The organism is Ruegeria sp. H3, assembly GCF_056533095.1.
This window is the reverse complement of sequence record NZ_JBQFOD010000004.1, coordinates 275,232-292,746: the sequence shown is the minus strand read 5'-3', so window position 1 is coordinate 292,746 and position 17,515 is coordinate 275,232. Positions and strand designations below refer to the sequence as shown.

At 59.6% G+C, this 17,515-nt stretch carries 19 protein-coding genes; 9 read left to right on the top strand and 10 right to left on the bottom strand.

What is annotated here, in order from left to right; all coding sequences use genetic code 11:
* Nucleotides 1–2: 2 nt before the first annotated feature.
* The 7 genes from ACR0JE_RS07525 to ACR0JE_RS07495 form a co-directional block, all read right to left on the bottom strand.
* The gene (locus ACR0JE_RS07525; protein WP_480863713.1) at nt 3–1,307 is read right to left on the bottom strand and encodes a M16 family metallopeptidase; all 1,305 of its coding nucleotides are present in this window, start codon (nt 1,305–1,307) and stop codon (nt 3–5) included.
* Nucleotides 1,304–2,644 carry a M16 family metallopeptidase gene (locus tag ACR0JE_RS07520; protein ID WP_480863712.1) on the bottom strand — a complete coding sequence of 447 codons (1,341 nt, stop codon included), beginning with the start codon at nt 2,642–2,644 and terminating at the stop codon, nt 1,304–1,306. Before ACR0JE_RS07520 ends, ACR0JE_RS07525 begins: the two co-directional genes overlap by 4 nt.
* A 79-nt stretch (nt 2,645–2,723) precedes the next feature.
* Nucleotides 2,724–3,239, bottom strand: coding sequence for a DUF3035 domain-containing protein (locus ACR0JE_RS07515; RefSeq protein WP_480863711.1), 516 nt, complete (start codon nt 3,237–3,239; stop codon nt 2,724–2,726).
* A gap of 49 nt (nt 3,240–3,288) precedes the next feature.
* On the bottom strand, nt 3,289–3,765 hold the full coding sequence (gene lspA, locus ACR0JE_RS07510) for a signal peptidase II (protein ID WP_480551119.1): 477 nt from the start codon (nt 3,763–3,765) through the stop codon (nt 3,289–3,291).
* Nucleotides 3,765–5,354, bottom strand: coding sequence for a bifunctional phosphoribosylaminoimidazolecarboxamide formyltransferase/IMP cyclohydrolase (gene purH, locus ACR0JE_RS07505; protein ID WP_480863709.1), 1,590 nt, complete (start codon nt 5,352–5,354; stop codon nt 3,765–3,767). The genes lspA and purH overlap by 1 nt, the downstream gene beginning before the upstream one ends.
* A gap of 22 nt (nt 5,355–5,376) precedes the next feature.
* On the bottom strand, nt 5,377–7,116 hold the full coding sequence (locus ACR0JE_RS07500; protein WP_480863708.1) for a heparinase II/III family protein: 1,740 nt from the start codon (nt 7,114–7,116) through the stop codon (nt 5,377–5,379).
* A 90-nt stretch (nt 7,117–7,206) separates the two neighbouring features.
* A complete protein-coding gene (locus tag ACR0JE_RS07495; protein ID WP_480863707.1) occupies nt 7,207–8,466 on the bottom strand; it encodes an RsmB/NOP family class I SAM-dependent RNA methyltransferase in 1,260 nt (419 codons plus the stop codon).
* Between the two features lie 88 nt (nt 8,467–8,554).
* Here ACR0JE_RS07495 and ACR0JE_RS07490 point away from each other — a divergent pair, with 88 nt between their 5' ends.
* Entirely contained in the window at nt 8,555–8,737 is a 183-nt protein-coding gene (locus tag ACR0JE_RS07490) for a DUF1674 domain-containing protein (RefSeq protein ID WP_480863706.1), read from the top strand.
* A 4-nt stretch (nt 8,738–8,741) separates the two neighbouring features.
* Here the strand turns inward: ACR0JE_RS07490 and ACR0JE_RS07485 are convergent, their stop codons facing one another.
* Nucleotides 8,742–9,596: a LysR family transcriptional regulator gene (locus ACR0JE_RS07485; RefSeq protein WP_480863705.1), complete on the bottom strand. Its 855-nt coding sequence runs from the start codon at nt 9,594–9,596 to the stop codon at nt 8,742–8,744.
* A gap of 100 nt (nt 9,597–9,696) precedes the next feature.
* Between ACR0JE_RS07485 and tmpA the strand changes: the two genes are divergently transcribed.
* Together tmpA and tmpB are read left to right on the top strand one after the other, a co-directional pair.
* Complete coding sequence (tmpA, locus tag ACR0JE_RS07480) at nt 9,697–10,833, top strand: 2-trimethylaminoethylphosphonate dioxygenase (protein ID WP_480863704.1); 1,137 nt, start codon at nt 9,697–9,699, stop codon at nt 10,831–10,833.
* Nucleotides 10,830–11,420, top strand: a complete 591-nt coding sequence (tmpB, locus tag ACR0JE_RS07475; protein ID WP_480863703.1) for a (R)-1-hydroxy-2-trimethylaminoethylphosphonate oxygenase — start codon at nt 10,830–10,832, stop codon at nt 11,418–11,420. The genes tmpA and tmpB overlap by 4 nt, the downstream gene beginning before the upstream one ends.
* A gap of 60 nt (nt 11,421–11,480) precedes the next feature.
* Here tmpB and dapB read toward each other — a convergent pair whose 3' ends face one another.
* Nucleotides 11,481–12,290 (bottom strand): 4-hydroxy-tetrahydrodipicolinate reductase, encoded by an 810-nt coding sequence (gene dapB / locus ACR0JE_RS07470; protein ID WP_480863702.1) that lies wholly within the window; start codon nt 12,288–12,290, stop codon nt 11,481–11,483.
* 91 nt (nt 12,291–12,381) lie between these two features.
* Between dapB and rbfA the strand changes: the two genes are divergently transcribed.
* From rbfA to rpsO, 6 genes are all read left to right on the top strand, one after another.
* Nucleotides 12,382–12,777 carry a 30S ribosome-binding factor RbfA gene (rbfA, locus tag ACR0JE_RS07465; RefSeq protein WP_170453633.1) on the top strand — a complete coding sequence of 132 codons (396 nt, stop codon included), beginning with the start codon at nt 12,382–12,384 and terminating at the stop codon, nt 12,775–12,777.
* Complete coding sequence (locus ACR0JE_RS07460; protein ID WP_480551105.1) at nt 12,774–13,517, top strand: phosphodiester glycosidase family protein; 744 nt, start codon at nt 12,774–12,776, stop codon at nt 13,515–13,517. The genes rbfA and ACR0JE_RS07460 overlap by 4 nt, the downstream gene beginning before the upstream one ends.
* A 54-nt stretch (nt 13,518–13,571) precedes the next feature.
* Nucleotides 13,572–14,477, top strand: coding sequence for a tRNA pseudouridine(55) synthase TruB (gene truB / locus ACR0JE_RS07455; protein ID WP_480863701.1), 906 nt, complete (start codon nt 13,572–13,574; stop codon nt 14,475–14,477).
* Between the two features lie 21 nt (nt 14,478–14,498).
* Nucleotides 14,499–15,002, top strand: coding sequence for a DUF1643 domain-containing protein (locus ACR0JE_RS07450; protein WP_480863700.1), 504 nt, complete (start codon nt 14,499–14,501; stop codon nt 15,000–15,002).
* 95 nt (nt 15,003–15,097) lie between these two features.
* On the top strand, nt 15,098–16,117 hold the full coding sequence (locus ACR0JE_RS07445) for a calcium-binding protein (RefSeq protein WP_480863699.1): 1,020 nt from the start codon (nt 15,098–15,100) through the stop codon (nt 16,115–16,117).
* Nucleotides 16,118–16,260: 143 nt separating this feature from the next.
* Nucleotides 16,261–16,530 carry a 30S ribosomal protein S15 gene (gene rpsO, locus ACR0JE_RS07440; protein WP_170428415.1) on the top strand — a complete coding sequence of 90 codons (270 nt, stop codon included), beginning with the start codon at nt 16,261–16,263 and terminating at the stop codon, nt 16,528–16,530.
* 66 nt (nt 16,531–16,596) lie between these two features.
* On the opposite strand, the gene ACR0JE_RS07435 is transcribed toward rpsO, so the two are convergent.
* The gene (locus tag ACR0JE_RS07435) at nt 16,597–17,499 is read right to left on the bottom strand and encodes a hypothetical protein (protein WP_480543337.1); all 903 of its coding nucleotides are present in this window, start codon (nt 17,497–17,499) and stop codon (nt 16,597–16,599) included.
* Nucleotides 17,500–17,515 lie beyond the last annotated feature (16 nt).

Genomic DNA, 17,515 nt, shown 5'->3' with positions numbered 1-17,515 from the left:
CTTTATCCGTCCAGCCCGACTGGCTTGCCCACGACAGTGAAGTGCAAACCTTCTGGGTCCAGCAGTTCACTCGCGACCCGATTCACATCCTCCAAGGTCACCGCATTCACCTGATCGTTGCGGGTTGCAATATAGTCGATAGGCAGACCTTCCATCTGCATTCCAACCATGATCCCGGCGATCTGACCATTGCCGTCAAAGCGCAAAGGGTACGCCCCCGTCAGATAGGTCTTGGCATCATCCAGTTCTTTCTGTGTCACGCCTTCGCTGGCTGCGCGTGCCCATTCGTCGCGAATAACCTCAACCGCTTCGGCGATGCGATCATTGGAGGATGAGACTGATCCAATATAGACCGAGGCCAAATCCTTGGGCACAAGATAGGTGCCGACACCGTAAGTCAGGCCGCGCTTTTCGCGCACCTCCTGCATCAGGCGGCTTTCAAACCCGCCGCCGCCAAGGATGTGGTTCAGGATATAGGCCGCGAAGAAATCCGGATCGTCCCGGTCGATACCTTTCTGGGCAAACAAGGCAACCGATTGCGGCGTGTCAAAGTCGACAACGGTGACCCCGCCTTCGATCGACACTTCTGCCTTGCCCGGAATTGGCTTTGTGCTGTCAGGCAGATCAGCCAGCAATTTGTCCAGAAGCACGCCCAGTTCTTCGGCCGTGATGTCGCCCACCGCACCGACATAAAGCCGGTCTTTGGCGAAGACATTGTCATACGCCTCGACCACGTCATCGCGAGTCAGGGCCGATACGCTATCAATGGTACCTTTGCCTTCAGACCCATAGGGATGATCGCCATAGGCCATCGACGAGAAACTAAGACCCGCGATATCATTGGGGTCGTTGGCATCTGATTTGAGCCCGGACAGGATCTGCGCCTTGACCCGCTCGACCGCGTCCTCATCAAACCTGGGTTCGTGGATCGTGGTACGCAGAAGGTCCGTCACCTCATCGCGATTCTCGGTCAGAAAGCGGGCCGAGATCGAGACAGTGTCATCGCTCGCGTTGTAACTGAATGACGCAGCCAGCGCTTCGAGTTCACGAGCATAGCTGCGAGCATCCATGTCGCCCGCGCCTTCTTCGATCAAACCGCTCATCAGGTAGACCGCGCCGCGTTTGTCCGGATTGTCCAGCGATGTCCCGCCACGGAATCTCAGTTCCAGCGCGGTGAACGGGATCGCGTGGTCTTCGACCAGCCAGGCGGTGATACCGCCGGGCGAAGTCACCTCTTTGATTTCAATTTCGGCCCATGCAGGCAGCGCAACCAGAAGCGCGATCAGAGTTGTGAAAAGCCGTTTCATTGCGTCACCTCATCGTCGCGCATCAGCCAGCCGGTCACCGAGGCCTCGCGCTGCAAGACCTCGCGTGCGGTGGCGATGATCTGTTCCCCCGTGACCTCCTGCAGGATATCGGGCCAGGCCTGTACGTCTTCGACTGTCAGGCCGCTGGCCAAGGCACGGCCATAGCGGTTGCCGATCCCGTCCACATTGTCCCGGGCATAGATCTGAGACGCGCGGAGCTGCATCTTGATCCGGTCCATATCCTCTTGGTTCACGCCTTCAGCGATGAAGTCTGCTACGGCCTGATCCATGGCATCTTCGGCCTCTTGCAACGTTACACCTTGCGCTGGGACGACCAGCAGATCAAAAGTCGTGTCATCCAGCGATACGCCGCGATAGAACGCACCGGTATAGACGGCGATCTGCTGATCGAATTGCAGTTCTTCGTTCAAATAAGATGTGGTGCTGCCCCCCAACAACTCGGCTAGCAGGAACAGGGCGGCGGCCTTCTCCTGTTTGCCCGGGTCGCGTTCGGGCGCCAGATAGGTGCGATGCACATAGGGTTGTGCCACGCGCGGGTCCTTGTAGGTCAGGCGACGCTCCGCTGTCTGCGGTGGTTCCTGTGGGCGCGCGCGCTCGGCAATCTCGGGATTTGACGGGATGACGCCATAATACTGATCGGCCAACGCGCGCACTTCTTCAGGATCCACATCACCGGTGACAACCAGGATGGCGTTGTTGGGTGCGTAGTGGTCCGCGTAGAAGGACAGGGCGTCGTCCATGTCCAACGCCTCCATCTCATGCATCCAGCCGATGATCGGCACGCCGTAGCCATGGTTGAGATACTGTGCCGCGCTCAGCTGTTCGCCAAACAACGCACGAGGGTTGTTTTCGGTTCTCTGGTTCCGCTCTTCCAAAATCACGCCGCGTTCGGCGGTGATGTCGTTTTCGGTCAGGCGCAGATTGCGCATCCGGTCGGATTCCATCTGCATCATCAGCTCCAGCCGATCCGCAGCGACGCGCTGGAAAAAGGCAGTGTAGTCGTATGAGGTGAAGGCGTTATCATCACCGCCATTGGCTGCGACCGTAGCCGAAAACTCCCCCTGTTTCAGGGTGTCCGTCCCTTTGAACATCAGATGTTCCAAGAAATGCGCGATACCTGATACACCCGCAGGCTCATCCGCCGACCCCGCCCGATACCAGACCATATGCTGCACGACAGGCGCACGGTGGTCTTCGACCACGACCACTTCCATTCCGTTATCAAGCGTAAATGTCGTGACCGCTTCTTGACCATCCTCGGCAAAAACCGGGGTCGCGGCAATCAGGGCGGCAGAAAGTGCCAAGGCCCGAACCATGGGGCATCCTCCGTTTCGTTATGAGCATAAACTACGGTGGTGCGCGGCAGGTTCAAGTCAGATGACAAAAAGTTAAAATTTATTCATCTGGCGGTGACGAGGGCGTTTCGAGCCCGGCACGACGGGCAGCTTCCGTCTGCGCAAAGGGGTCCAACGCCTGACGTTCATAGACCTGCTGATAGCGATCCACCGGGAACAGGCGCAGGCCGGTCCACCGGCCACGACGCTGGCGGAACTCATCGTCTTCGGCCTGAACGATCTGGCGCGTATTCGCCGGCACACCATAGCGGCTGGACGCGGTCACCAGCGCTGAATCCGAGGCCGGGATCGCCCCGTTCGGATTCGTCGCTGCCGGGTTACCGCCCAGTGCAAGAACCGCATCTGCCTTGGGATTCGGATCTGTCAGATTGCTACCACCCGGGGTTGGGGCGGGCAGAAATGCATAATCCTTGGGTTCTGTCAGAGGTTTGACCGGCAGCACCGAGAACTCATCCGGGCCATCCCCGGGAGGCGTCAGTTCGCGCAAACCGGGGTTCGAGCACGCCGCAACTGCAGCGGCAAAGAACAAAACATAGGGTGCGCGCGACAACCGCATCAGAGTCTCCAACCAGTTTCGGACGTTTTATCGCATATCCTTCGGCGCGTCACGAGGGCTTTTTCCCGTCAAACAGAACGAGCCCGATGGCCCCTGCGAAAACAAAAACATCCGCCAAATTAAACACATACGGGTTGCTGATACCGCAGCAAGACATGTTCAGGAAATCCAGAACAAAACCGTAAAGCACCCGGTCAACCACGTTACCCAGCGCGCCACCGATCAATAAACCGCCGCAAATCAGCATCAGTTTGGACGGTGTTGAACGGCGTAGCCAGATAAAAACAGCGACACAAATCGCAACGGAGATCGCGACCAAAACCCAGCGCGCGGCATCCGAATTGCCCTGAAACAGGCCAAAGTTGATACCGCGGTTTTCACCGTATTTGAACACGACCAAAGGCGGCAAAATGTCGATACCGCCGGGCTGATCCGCCACGCGCATGACCCGAACGACCAGATATTTGCTGATCTGGTCGATCAGAATGGCCACCAGCGCAGCCCAGTAGAGCAGCCGATAGGACATCAGTGCCGGAAGTGCCGCATGCCGGTGAAGACCATCGCCAGCCCGGCCTCATCCGCCGCTGCGATCACCTCATCATCGCGCATTGAACCACCGGGCTGGATTACGCAGGTCGCTCCCGCCTCGGCGGCCTCCATCAAACCATCGGGGAAGGGGAAGAACGCATCCGACGCGACGGCGGAGCCGATTGTCAATGGCTGGGGCAAGCCCAGAACATCGGCCATGCGCTCAGCTTTCTTGGCTGCGATGAGTGCGGAGTCGACACGGCTCATTTGCCCTGCACCCACACCTACAGTTGCTCCGTCTTTGACATAGACGATGGCGTTGGATTTGACATGCTTGGCCACCTTCCACGCGAACAGAAGGTCTCGCATCTGTTCGTCGGTTGGCGCTTTCTTGGTGACCAGTTTCAGGTCATCCATGCCAACAAAGCCGTTGTCCTTGTCTTGGACCAGCAGGCCACCGGCCACCTGACGCACGGTTTTGCCACCGGCGGTCACGTCCGGCAGAGCCTCGGTTGTCAGCAGGCGCAGGTTCTTCTTGGCCGCAAAGATCGCCTTGGCCTCATCCGACGCGCCGGGGGCAATGACGACCTCGGTGAAAATCCCGGTGATTTCCCGCGCGGTTTCAGTATCGAGCGGTTGATTTAGGGCCACAATGCCCCCAAAGGCTGAGGTCCGATCACAATCGAAGGCCGATTTATAAGCGTCAAGCAAGGTTTCACCTGTCGCAACACCACAGGGGTTGGCGTGTTTGATAATGGCGCAGGCCGCGCCCTGTGCCGGATCAAACTCTGCCACCAACTCAAAGGCCGCGTCAGTGTCGTTGATGTTGTTATAGCTCAGCTCCTTGCCCTGATGCTGAACAGCTGTCGCCACACCGGGACGGTTCGTGCCGTCGGTATAGAACGCTGCCTGCTGATGGCTGTTTTCGCCATAGCGCAGGGTCTGTTTCAGTTCGCCAGCAAAGGCACGGCGCTTGGGGGCCTCCAGCTGCAGCGCCTCCGCCATCCAGTTCGAAACAGCTGTGTCATAGGCCGCTGTGCGGGCATAGGCCTTTTGGGCCAGCCACTGGCGGAACCCGTATGAGGTCTTGCCGTAGTTCTCTTCCAACTGATCCAGCAGGGAAGAGTAATCTTCGACATCGACAACAACATTCACAAAGGCATGGTTTTTAGAGGCCGCGCGGATCATCGCAGGCCCGCCAATGTCGATGTTCTCGATACATTCATCATAGCCCGCACCTTTGGCAACGGTCGCCTCGAACGGGTAGAGGTTCACGACCAGCAGGTCGATTGCGCCAATGCCATGCTCGTCCATCGCTGCGACATGGGTGTCGTTGTCACGCAGGGCCAGCAGGCCTCCATGCACCATCGGGTGCAGCGTTTTCACCCGACCATCCATCATCTCGGGAAAGCCGGTGATCTCACTCACGTCCCGAACTTCAAGCCCCGCGTCACGCAGCGCTTTGGCAGTGCCGCCGGTCGACAACAGCTCAACCCCGCGTTCGGCCAGAGCCTTTCCCAGCTCGATCAATCCGGTCTTGTCGGAAACGGAAAGCAACGCGCGGCGCACGGGGTGAAGATCGGTCATGGGTCCAAAGGTCCTTTTGGCGTCAGTCGAATTCTGGCTCGTCCCGGTGCAGGTCACGCACGGCATAGGCAGTATCCTGCGCCTTGCTTAACGTCCACTGGATGCGCGTCGCATACTCCATTGCGCGGCCAGATAGAACGATCTGTTTTGTCGCGCGGGGCTTTAGGCGCCCTTTTTCAAGATAAACGCTTGGCTGGACGTCCAATTTTCCTATGCCATCATGGCGGAAAACCCAGATCTCGCCGCTTTTGAGCGCCATCGACACCGCCGCCCCGCCCAGATCAACGGCTGTATCCACATCCGGATGCAGGTGAAAACGAATGTCAAAGGGGATGCCCGACAGGCCCGAGGCATCCATCGCCTTGTCAAACTGCCGCTTGGCTTTGTCGGTTGCGGTCAGAAGAATATCTTCGACCGTCAATTTGCGTCCGTCAAAACGCAACTCGAAGGTGCGCGCATGGGTCAGGCCAAACACTTTGGCGTACCCGTCATGCCCGGACATAAAGCGAATGCCTTCGATCGCGTCCTCAAAATCAAATGGAACACCGCGCGGCGCGTCGACAAGCGCCTGCTGCTCACTACCTTGAACCGGCTGGGCCAGTCGGGCGCTGGAATAGCCGTCCAGGCACAAAGTGGAATGAGACGGCGTTGCCCGGCCTGCCCGCCGCCAATCCAGCCCGAAACTGGCCCCGGACCCGCAATTGACGATCAGAGGACGACGACCCGACGTTAGCTCGAACGCCAAAGTCGAGGCATGCGCGTTGAACGAGGCCGCACCGGATGGCGGCGGGCTGGCATCGACAACAACCGTGGTCCGACCGGCAGAGAGGCAAGAATAGCCCATCGGCAGCTCGGTCGCCGCTTTGTGTTTGACCCCGCTTTGGGCCAGCGCCTGCTCCAGTCGTCCCTCGACCCCGCGACCTCCGCCATGGAACCGGGCCAAAGCCCCATCCGCGTGGCGCAAGCTGCGCAGAGTGGGTGCAATCCGCTTGATCGCGTTGGCCTGCGCCACGGGTGTACCTCGACCCACATCATTCAGGGCGGCGGCGGTCCAGCTCAGCAGGGTGAAAACCTCCAGCAACTCCTCGGGGTTGCGGGTCGGGATTCCGCCTTGTGCATCCACCTGTCGTTCGCATTCCCGCGCCAGAGCACGGACTGCGGGGTCGGCCATCGCCTCCAGCCCCTCAAGGGCTAATCCCGATTGCACCAGTCCGGCCAATGCTTCGAACCGCGGCAGGCCCGGCGTCGCTGCATGCCAACGCTTAGACAGGAACCAAGTTTGCTGGGCCAGAGACCGAAAGAAAAGCTTGCTTTGGGCATCATCAACGCCGCGCAGCAAGAACAGCGCGTGATTGATCCAGCGCATGACCCGTCGGCCCGTCAGATCGGGCACCCATCCCGGCCCGCGACCGCGCCCATGGGCCGCGATCCAGCCCCAGACCCAGCGCTGCGCCTTGTCCCGCGCACGACTGTCTCCAACAGCAGCCAGATCATCAAGCCAGGCAAAGCCGTGGCGTTCATCGTCAAATCCAACGCTTGGGGCCGCGACCTCCCACAAACCGGTATCTTGCGCCTCGACAAGATAGCCGGAGAACAGCAGGTTACCGGCGACCAGCTGACGCCCCCGCGCATAAGACCCAACGGTGCGCGGTTCAGGCTGCGAAACAAACCCGGTCACCGCCCGCTGTCTTTGACTTAGACGCGCATAAAACCGGTTCTGAAACCGCATCCACCGGCTGGTCATGGTGTCCGTTTCTGACATGACGCGTTTTACTCTGCCCCTTGCGCTCTGCTGGCGCTTGCGACCCAACGATAGACCGGGCTGATCGTCAAGTCATCGAAAAGCGTGACCTCAAGCGGATTTACTCAGGCAGGCGATGTAGAACCCATCCATGCCGCCGTGATCCGCCCAATAATCCGGCCGCAGGCGCAAGCCGCCTTCTTCGGTGATCCACTTATTGTCCACGCCCGGCAGGTTCAGCGCTACGCGATCCACTACCATATCCGGATGGCTTGCCAGCGCCTCTTCGATCTGCACCTCGCCTTCGTCCGGCAACAAAGAACAGGTGCAATAGACCAACCGCCCGCCGGGTTTTAGCAGACCCCAGGCATGAGCCAGCATCTGCGCTTGAAGATCGATCAAACCACCAAATTCGGACCCATCCTTGGCAAAAGGCAGATCGGGGTGCCTGCGGATCGTGCCCGTGGCCGAACAGGGCGCATCCAGAAGGATCGCATCATACGGTCCCGCATGCTCCAGTGCGTCGCCGACAACAACCGTTGCCTTCAAGCCGGTCCGTGCGAGGTTCTCTCGTACCCGCTCCATCCGCGCCTCTGAGATATCCAGCGCCGTGACATCTGCCCCGGCAGCGGCCAGTTGCATCGTCTTCCCGCCCGGCGCGGCGCAAAGGTCCAGCACCTTTTCACCCGGCTTCGGGGCCAGAACGCGTACCGGCAAGGCAGCCGCCGCATCCTGCACCCACCACGCCCCGGCCTGATATCCCGGCAAGGTCGAAACCTGACCTGCATCTTTGATACGCACCGACCCGGTTGGCAGCGTTTCGCCCGACGGGACAGAAGCCCCCGGTTTCAAGGTCAAATCCAGCGGGGCCCCGGCAAAATGGGCCTGTTCCGTGCCGATAACAGCATCCACACCCCACGCGGCAATCAGGGGATCGCGCAACCACTCGGGCAGGCGCGGGACACGCATCTTGGGCCAGGCCTCGGGCCCTTCAGCCGCCACCTTGCGCAGAACCGCATTGACCAGACCCTTCAGGCGACCATGCTTGCGTGACCGGCTGACAATCTCGACCATCGAATTCACCACCCCATGCGCAGCTTCGCCATTGCACAACTCAACCGCACCAAGACGCAGCGCATTATGCACAGTCAGGGCGGGTGTCCGGTTCAAATGATTGTCGAGAAGTCGGTCGGCGCGCTCCAACCCGCGCAGCGTTTCAACGGCCAGGCGCTGCGCACGCGCGCGATCTTCGGGGCCCAGCCGGTCCAGCGCGCCTGCGGCCAGGCATTCGGACAGCAGCCGGCCCTCTCCCAGCACCTGATCCAACAGGTAGATTGCGCTACGCCGTGCTGCTGTTGCGCTGTTTGACATGATCCCGCTTTCATATGACCCGCGCCCGCATTGCCATTGGCGGACGCGGGCGTATATCAAGGCTGTGCACGGAAAGGAACCCGATGTCATGAGTGACGACCGCAAAGACCTGCCCCCTGCTGCCCAGCGCGCGCTGGCCGAAGCGGAAGAACGCCGCCGTAAGGCCGAAGCCAAAGCAAAGGCATTGCCCAAAGAACTGGGCGGTCGTGACGGGCCAGACCCTGCCCGCTATGGCGATTGGGAGAAAAAGGGCATCGCCATCGATTTCTAGGCGATCAGCCGCGCAGCGCCTGTAGAAAGTCCTGAATCAACGCGCGCTGCTTCTTGGATGTCGCCCGGTCTTCGGGCCATGTCAGCCAATAGCCATCCTTGGTCTGCAATTCTGGCAAGTCTAGCCTTTGCAATCGCCCCGATTGCAAATCCGCCTGCGCCAGAGGCACCGAGCCCAGTGTCACACCCTGCCCCTGCCGGGCTGCGGAAATCGCATGCTCCATCGAATCGAAGCTTACCTTTGCTGGCGGCAAATCAACTGCAGCGATTTTCTGCACCCAGTCCCGCCAGCCCGGGCGTTCACCGCGCAGATCAATCACCGGGGCACCCCAGTCGATACCCGGCGCAGCCATTGGCACCAGAACCTCTCGTGCGATCAGTGCTGCATCGCGACCCGGCCAATCCCCGCGCCCATAGCGGATTTGCAGCCAGGTGCGTTCCTCATCCAATGACGACCGGCGTGCAACCGAATCCGTCATCACCCGCACCTTGGGCCACATCTCTTGAAACCGATCCAGGCAGGGCAGAACCAGCGCATGAATGCTCGACGATAACCCAGCCACGCGCAGCTCACGCGGAGATTTTCCGAACAAATCCTCGGTATTGCGTTCCATCGCCTGCAAACTGTCCTGCACCAGCGGCAGATAGCTTTCACCTTCGACCGTCAGTGACACGCCCCGTGCTTCACGCACAAACAAGGACCGGCCCAGCCAGGATTCGAGGTTGGCAATGCGCTGGCTGACCGCCGCCTGAGTCAGCCCAAACTCTTTCGCCGCCGCCGAAAACCCGCCCAACCGGCCCGCAGCCTCGAACACGCGTAACCAGTCCAGGGGCGGTAATCCGATCTTTTTCTTAGCCATAAGATTTTCCAAGCCTCAGCCGCAAGAAGGATTAATTGTGGTAATGCCATGAACGGCGTATCTGCTCAACCAAAGCTCGCGCTGAACAGGAGAACACCCAATGCTGCGCACCGCCACTCACACCGCCTCTGTCGTTACTGTCGTGTTCGATAGTCGAACCGAGGCCCGCTTTCACGCCATATGGCTGCGCGACAATGCGCTAGACCCGGACACCCGCGCGCCCGGCAATGGCCAGCGCCTGATCACCATCGGAGACATTCCCGCCGATGTGTCGGTCAGCGAAGCTCAGGTTGTCGCGGGCGATCTGCAGGTCACGTTCCAGCCCGAGGATAAGACGGTCACCTTCCCTGCCGACTGGCTGGCTGAACATTGTTATGACCGCGATCATGATGCGGTGCCGGGCCGCGTCGCGCCCGGCATCACTACCTGGGAACGTGGCATCGATGCGCCCAGAGGTGACTGGTCTGAGGTTCATGCCACCCCCGCGGCCAAGCGCGACTGGCTGGCAGCGGTGGCTGAATATGGCTTTGCCAAGCTAACCGGAGGCCCGACCGAGGCGGAATCGCTGCTGAAAGTGGCCGACCTGTTCGGCTATGTGCGCGAAACCAACTATGGCCCCTATTTTGAGGTTCGAACCGAAGTGAACCCGACCAACCTGGCCTATACCGGGCTTGGATTACAGGCCCATACCGACAACCCTTACCGCGACCCGGTGCCCACACTGCAAATCCTCTATTGTCTTGAAAACTCCGCCGAAGGCGGCGATTCCATCGTGGTTGACGGATTCCGCGCGGCCGAAAAGCTCCGTGATCAGAACTCCGAAGGCTTTGCCTTGCTGGCAGGTTACCCAGCCCGGTTCGAATACAAAGGCTCAGACGGGGTCTGCCTGCGGTCACGCCGCCCGATGATCGAACTGTCCCCGGATGGAGAGTTGATTGGCATCCGCTTCAACAACCGCTCCTCGGCCCCGTTTGTTGACGTGCCCTTTGACAAGATGGAAGCCTACTACGCCGCCTATCGCCAATTGGCCGAAATCATCGATGACCCGGCGATGGGCGTGTCGTTCAAACTGGAACCGGGCGAAAGCTTTATCGTCGACAACACCCGCGTGCTGCATGCGCGTCTGGGCTATTCCGGTGCGGGATCACGTTGGCTGCAGGGGTGTTACGCAGACAAAGATGGCTTGCTGTCGACCTTGGCCGCGATGGAAATGGCCCAGCCGGAGGCGGCGGAATGAAACCTGATTTCACGACGCTGAGCCGCGACAATATCGTGGCTTTCATCGGCGACATCTTCGACCGACGCGGCGGTGAAGAGTATCTGGGCGAACCTGTCACCATGGCCGAACATATGCTGCAGGGCGCCACAATCGCAGAACAGAACGGCATGGCCGAAGAGATCATCGTGGGCGCGTTGCTGCACGATATCGGCCATTTCACCTCCGAGTTTGGCACGTATCACCCTGATGATACCGAAGACCGACACCACGAAGATGCCGGGGCCGAAGTATTGGAGCAGTTCTTCCCCTCGGTCATCACCGACTGCTGTCGCTACCACGTCGCGGCCAAGCGGTATCTCTGCGCCACCAAGCCGGAATATTTCAACCGGCTGTCAGCCGCGTCCATCCATACGCTGGAACTGCAAGGCGGCCCGATGAGCGCCGAGGAAGTGGCAGAGTTCGAGGCCAATCCAAACCTGAAAGAGATCATTCAGGTGCGCTATCTGGATGAGGCAGGCAAACGGGCCGATATGGAAACACCGGATTTCACTCATTTCGCGCCGATGGTGCAGCGCATGGTCGACCGTCACCTTAAGACCGATTGACGCAATCATAATCGACCACCGAGGGCAACAAACACTTGTCCTCGCTGGTGCTGCGCAGGGCTACAGTCCCAGAACATCCACCATGTCATACTGACCCGGTGCCTTGCCCTGCCCCCACAGCGCGGCTTTCAGTGCGCCTCGGGCAAAGATTGCGCGGTCGGTTGCCAGATGGCGCAGAACAATACGTTCGCCCGGTGCTGCGAACAAAACGTCATGTTCTCCTACAATGTCACCACCACGAATAGCGTGAAACCCGATATCGCCACGTTTGCGCGCCCCGGTGATTCCGTCGCGGCCCCGATCCGAGACATCGGCCAGCTTGACTCCACGCCCCTCAGCGGCGGCCTCGCCCAGCATCAGCGCGGTGCCCGAAGGGGCGTCGACCTTGTGGTGATGGTGGCCTTCAATGATCTCGATATCGAAATCCTCATCCAGCGCCGCCGCAACCTTTTTAGTCAGTTGCACCAGCAGGTTGACGCCGAGGCTCATGTTGCCCGCCCGCACGATGACTGCGTGGCGCGAGGCAGGTTCCAACGCCGAAATTTGGTCGTCGCTCATGCCGGTGGTACCGATCACGTGGACACAGCGCGCCTGTGCCGCCAATGCTGCGAATTCCAACGTCGCCTCGGGTGCTGTGAAATCGATTACGGCCTGCGCCTGCGCAAAGGCTTCCAACGGGTCATCGGTGACTGTGACACCCAGCGCGGGGCCGCCCATGGCCTCACCTACATCCTGACCGATCCAATCATGGCCCGCGCGCTCGACCACGCCGACCAGACGCGCCTGATCGCTGTCGCTGACGGTCTTGATCAGCATCTGCCCCATACGGCCCGAAGCCCCTGTGATAACGATCCCCGGAATATGGGTCATGGCGGTGTTCCCTTGCTGCAAACTGCTCAAAGCCTCCTACCCGGTTCGCGCCCGCTTGGCAAAGCCCTGCTTTGCGCTTAGATCGGGGTTTATGGCAAAGAACAAATTCCACGATGGCCCCGGCCCGTCCCAACGACAGCTGCGAGTCGGCGAACTGATCCGCCGCACCCTGTCCGAGGTTCTGGCGCGCGGAGATGTCCACGACCCCGACCTGAACCGCATGTCGATTACCGTGGGTGAGGTGCGCACTTCGCCCGATCTGAAGATCGCCACCGCCTATGTGCTTCCACTGGGTGGCAAGGGGCAGGAGGACGTGATCGAACTGCTCGCCCGTAACAAAGGTGAGCTGCGGCGCGTGATCGGTAAGAAACTGAACCTGAAATTTTCACCCGATCTGCGATTCCGTCTGGATGATACGTTTGACCGTCTGGACGACACCCGTCGCATGTTCGAACAGGACGCGGTGCGCCGCGATCTGGACGAGTGATCCGGTCACTGACCATTTTGGGCGCGGTTCTCTGGGCCGTGCAAGCGGGTGCGGTGACCTGTGAGAAGGTCACGCATCAGGACAAGCGCTATACGATCTGCGAGGTAGATGCCGCCAGCGAAGACCTGCGACTGTTTCTAAACGATGAAAACGGCGATCTGCTTGGGCACTTTTCCTCGGTCAACGAAGCGCTCGAACCCGGTGGCAAACGCCTCGTCTTTGCGATGAACGCAGGCATGTATCACGACGACCGGTCGCCCGTGGGCCACTATGTCGAGTATGGTCAGGAACAGATGCGCGTGATTGCCAATCCGGGCCCCGGCAATTTCGGTTTGTTACCCAATGGCGTGTTCTGCATCCGCGACGGGCGTGCCGATGTGTTTGAGACGTTGGAGTTTGTCGAACAGGCCCCGCAGTGTCGTTTTGCGACTCAATCCGGTCCGATGCTGGTGATCGATGGCGAACTGCACCCGCGCTTTCTGCCCGATTCCACCTCGGTCTATGTGCGCAACGGGGTCGGCACCAGCGCAGATGGGACGCGCGCAGTGTTCGCGATCTCTGATGACTACGTCACTTTTCACGAATTCGGCAGCCTGTTCCGGGATGTTCTGGAAACACCAAATGCGCTGTTCTTCGACGGCAATATCTCTCGCATGTATGAACGCGCCAGCAACCGGTCGGATGTCGGGTTCTCGTTGGGCCCGATCGTAGGCGTGGTCGAGGATATGCCTGTAAATTGACAGCGTCTGGGCGATCCGCTAACTCGCGCGCCTCGGCAAGATTCTAGGTGCAAAATGGGACGCAAACGCAAAGGTCGCGATATCTCTGGCTGGCTGGTGGTGGATAAGCCCGCGGGCATGACCTCGACCGCAGTGGTCAACAAGGTGCGCTGGGCGATGGACGCCAAGAAGGCGGGGCATGCAGGGACGCTAGACCCTGAGGCGACTGGGGTTCTGGCCGTGGCTCTGGGTGAGGCGACCAAGACCGTTCCTTACATCACCGATGCTTTGAAAGCCTACACTTTCACCGTGCGTCTGGGTCAGGCGACAAATACAGACGATGCCGAGGGCGAAGTGATTGCACAAAGCGATATGCGCCCCTCGGATGACGAGATCAAACAGGCGCTAAGCCCGTTTCTGGGCGATATCATGCAGGTTCCGCCCAAGTTTTCGGCCGTGAAGATCGATGGCCAGCGCGCCTATAAGCTGGCCCGCGATGGCGAGGATGTCGAACTTAGCGCTCGCCCCCTTTGGGTCGAAGAACTCATACTGGTCGATCGCCCCGACGATGACCATGTGGTGCTTGAGATGACTTGCGGCAAAGGGGGCTACGTCCGCTCCATCGCCCGCGATCTGGGCGAAGCTCTGGGCTGCCACGGCCACGTCAAAGAACTCCGCCGCATCTGGTCCGGCCCGTTTGAGGCACAGGATGGGCTGACCATCAACCAGATCGACGAGATGGCCAAGACCACCGCGCTGGACGACTACCTGCACCCGCTGGAAACCGGCCTGTCGGACCTGCCCGAACTGAAATGCACCCCCGAAGGCGCCACCCGCCTGCGCAACGGTAATCCGGGTATGGTTCTGGCCTCAGACGCAAAATACGGCGATGAGGCCTGGGCCTCGCTCGACGGCAAGGCCGTCGCCGTGGGCATCTACAAATCCGGGGAATTGCACCCAAGTCGGGTGTTCGTCGCCTGAGAGCCGTGCTAGGCGATGGGCATGATCACCCGAACGCATACCAAGGGCGACGCGCCCTCGACCGCCATCTATTCCGATTGCGAGAAGTATCGCTATAGCCTGACCCGTATCTGGGACCCGGCGGGTCGCAAGGCATTGTTTGTCATGCTAAACCCCTCGACCGCGACCGAGGTGCAGAATGATCCCACGGTTGAACGCTGTGAACGCCGCGCGCGCGCTTTAGGCTTTGGGGCGTTTCAAGTGACAAACATCTTTGCTTGGCGCGACACAGACCCGCACAAGATGCGCGCCGCTGTCGATCCGGTAGGCCCCGAGAACGACGCGACCATTCTGGAAGGCGTTCAGTGGGCCGATCAGGTCATCGCCGCCTGGGGCACCCATGGCGCGCATCTGGAGCGCGGACCAACAGTGGAAACCCTGTTGCGGAACACCGGGCACCCTCTATTTCATCTGGGCCTGACGAAAAACGGCCACCCGAAGCATCCGCTGTATATCGCATACACTCAACAGCCCGAAGCCTGGTGACAAAGGGTTAACCACACCTCCAGCTTGGCTTTGACCAGCCGACAGGCCGGATGGGATAGTCCATCCTCGGAGCAGTTTGCTTTCGGAGGGTTCCCATGTTTCTGGCCGGACTAATTGGATTGGCAGCCGTTGGTGGCGCAGCATATGCGATTGGCGATGTTCTGACCTCAGAAGAAGACGAGCGGGACGAAGACGAACCACAGGACAATATTGCCGACGACATCCCCGAAGGTGAGTTTCTGGAGGTCGGCGAAAATGTCGATCCACCCGCGACAGAATACATCCCCGACATTTCAACAGGTACGGTGATTTCCGAACATCTGGGCGATCTCGTGATCGCAGGAACGGATGGCGTGGATGAGATCACCGGGCAGGAGGGGAACGACCAGATCAATGGCTATGCCGGCGATGACCTGATCAACGGCGGATGCGGCAATGACGTTCTGCATGGCGGTGATGGGCAGGACGTGATGTCCGGCGGCCATGGAGAGGATACGCTGCACGGCGAAGACGGTGACGACCTGCTGTTCGGCAATCAGGGCAGCGACTTACTTGCGGGTCATTTCGGGAACGATGAACTGGACGGGGGTGCAGGCGATGATACGCTCTACGGTGGTCAGGGTGAAGACTCTCTGGCGGGCGACAAAGGCGATGACGCGCTGCATGGCGGATATGGCAATGACAGGCTGACAGGGGGCGCGGGCGCCGACACGCTGTTCGGGGGCGATGGCGATGATCTGCTGCTTGGCGGTGACGACGAAGGGTTCGACCAGACCGACTTTCTAAATGGGGGCGACGGGGACGATACCATCGTAGCCCATACATCAGATGTGGCCAATGGGGGCGACGGGGCCGATGACATTGTCCTGAGTTCGGAGGCCGAGGATGTCACCATCATGGGCTTTGAGCCGGGTGAGGATAAACTGTTTATCACCTGGGAAGACGAGACCAATCCCGACATTCAGATCGAACAGGATGAGGGCACTCCCAATCTGACCCGCATCGTTGTCGATGGAGAGGAGGTTGCCCAGGTCTTTGGCGCTGACGGCATCAGCCGTGATGACATTCAGCTGATCACCGAGGCCGAACTGGCCCAATATGGATCGATAGGCTAGGGCCCCAGAAACCCTTTGCCATTCCTTTCAAAAGCGCCTATACGCGCCCATCCGCATCGGAATCGGTGCGGTTTTCTCCATGGGCCTGCGCTGGACGACATCCCGGCCTGCGCCATTAACTCTAACCTTTGAAGGAGACCCCGATGTCGATCACTGCCGCTGAAAAAACACGCGTCATGAAAGAATTCGCAACCAAGGACGGCGACACCGGTTCGCCAGAAGTCCAGGTTGCCATCCTGACCTCGCGCATCAACACTCTGACCGAGCACTTCAAGACACACAAAAAAGACAACCACGGTCGTCGCGGTCTGCTGAAAATGGTTGCCCAGCGCCGTAAGCTCCTGGACTACCTGAAGGGCAAAGAAGAAGCACGTTATCAGGACCTGATCAAAAAGCTGGGCATCCGCCGCTAAGGTTGGATCTCACCGCTTGCAGAATTCAAACGCCCGCCACTTTGGCGGGCGTTCTTGGTTTCCGGCTTAGATCGCCTGCCACTTTTTGTAGGTATCAACCGCCAGCGCGGTGTCGATTACGAACATCGCCACCGCAGCCACCATCGCGACCATCGACAGCCAGAACGATCCGCTGGCCGAAGCCAAAGCCAGTGTCATGCCGCCCACACAGGTGGCAATCGCGGCCGCCTTTTCCAGACCGCTCATATCGGTCAGAACGATACCTGCCAGCTTGGTGAAGCCGACCGATGCTTTGGCCACGCCCAGCATGGTCTTCATCTTGGCGACATCACTGCCTGCTTTGCCAGCCTTTGCGATGGCACCTGCATGGCGGGCAATCGGTTTGCTACATTTGACAGCGATACCGGCACCTGCCTTTGTCACGGTTTTGCTGCCTAGCGCTTGATAGACCCCCAAGGCGGCCATCGCCATGGTGATGATATCGGCAAAGGCCTTTGCTGCCGCGCCGATAAATGTATTCAATGCAGCCTTTTTCTTCTGGCTTTTGCTGGACCCAAGAGGCGCGCCCAGCAGTGGCGTATTGCCTTGCATCAGGATTAGGCTGTCCGCTGTTTCTTCAATCGAGAAAGGCGCATCATCGATCGGGACAGTTGCGGCATCAGCTTCGGAGATCGGGTCCGGCGACAGGAAACGCGCCTTAATCTGTGCCTGCTGTTCTTCGGGAAGCGACCGGATATCGGCCCCCTCGTCAGAGTTATAAAGCTCATGCCACGCGCTTTCCATGATCGCGGCAATATCCGCGTCACTTGGCTCGGCGGTTGGCGCGGCGGTCATCAGCGGCATTTCAGGAGTTTCGTCTATATCAATATCCTCGACCGCATCTTCGGGAAGATTGTCGAGCATATCGACAAATGATTCATCGAACACATCGGGATTGAATGAAATGCCTGAGGCGGAATGAAGCTGCATGAGAAAACCTTTGCTA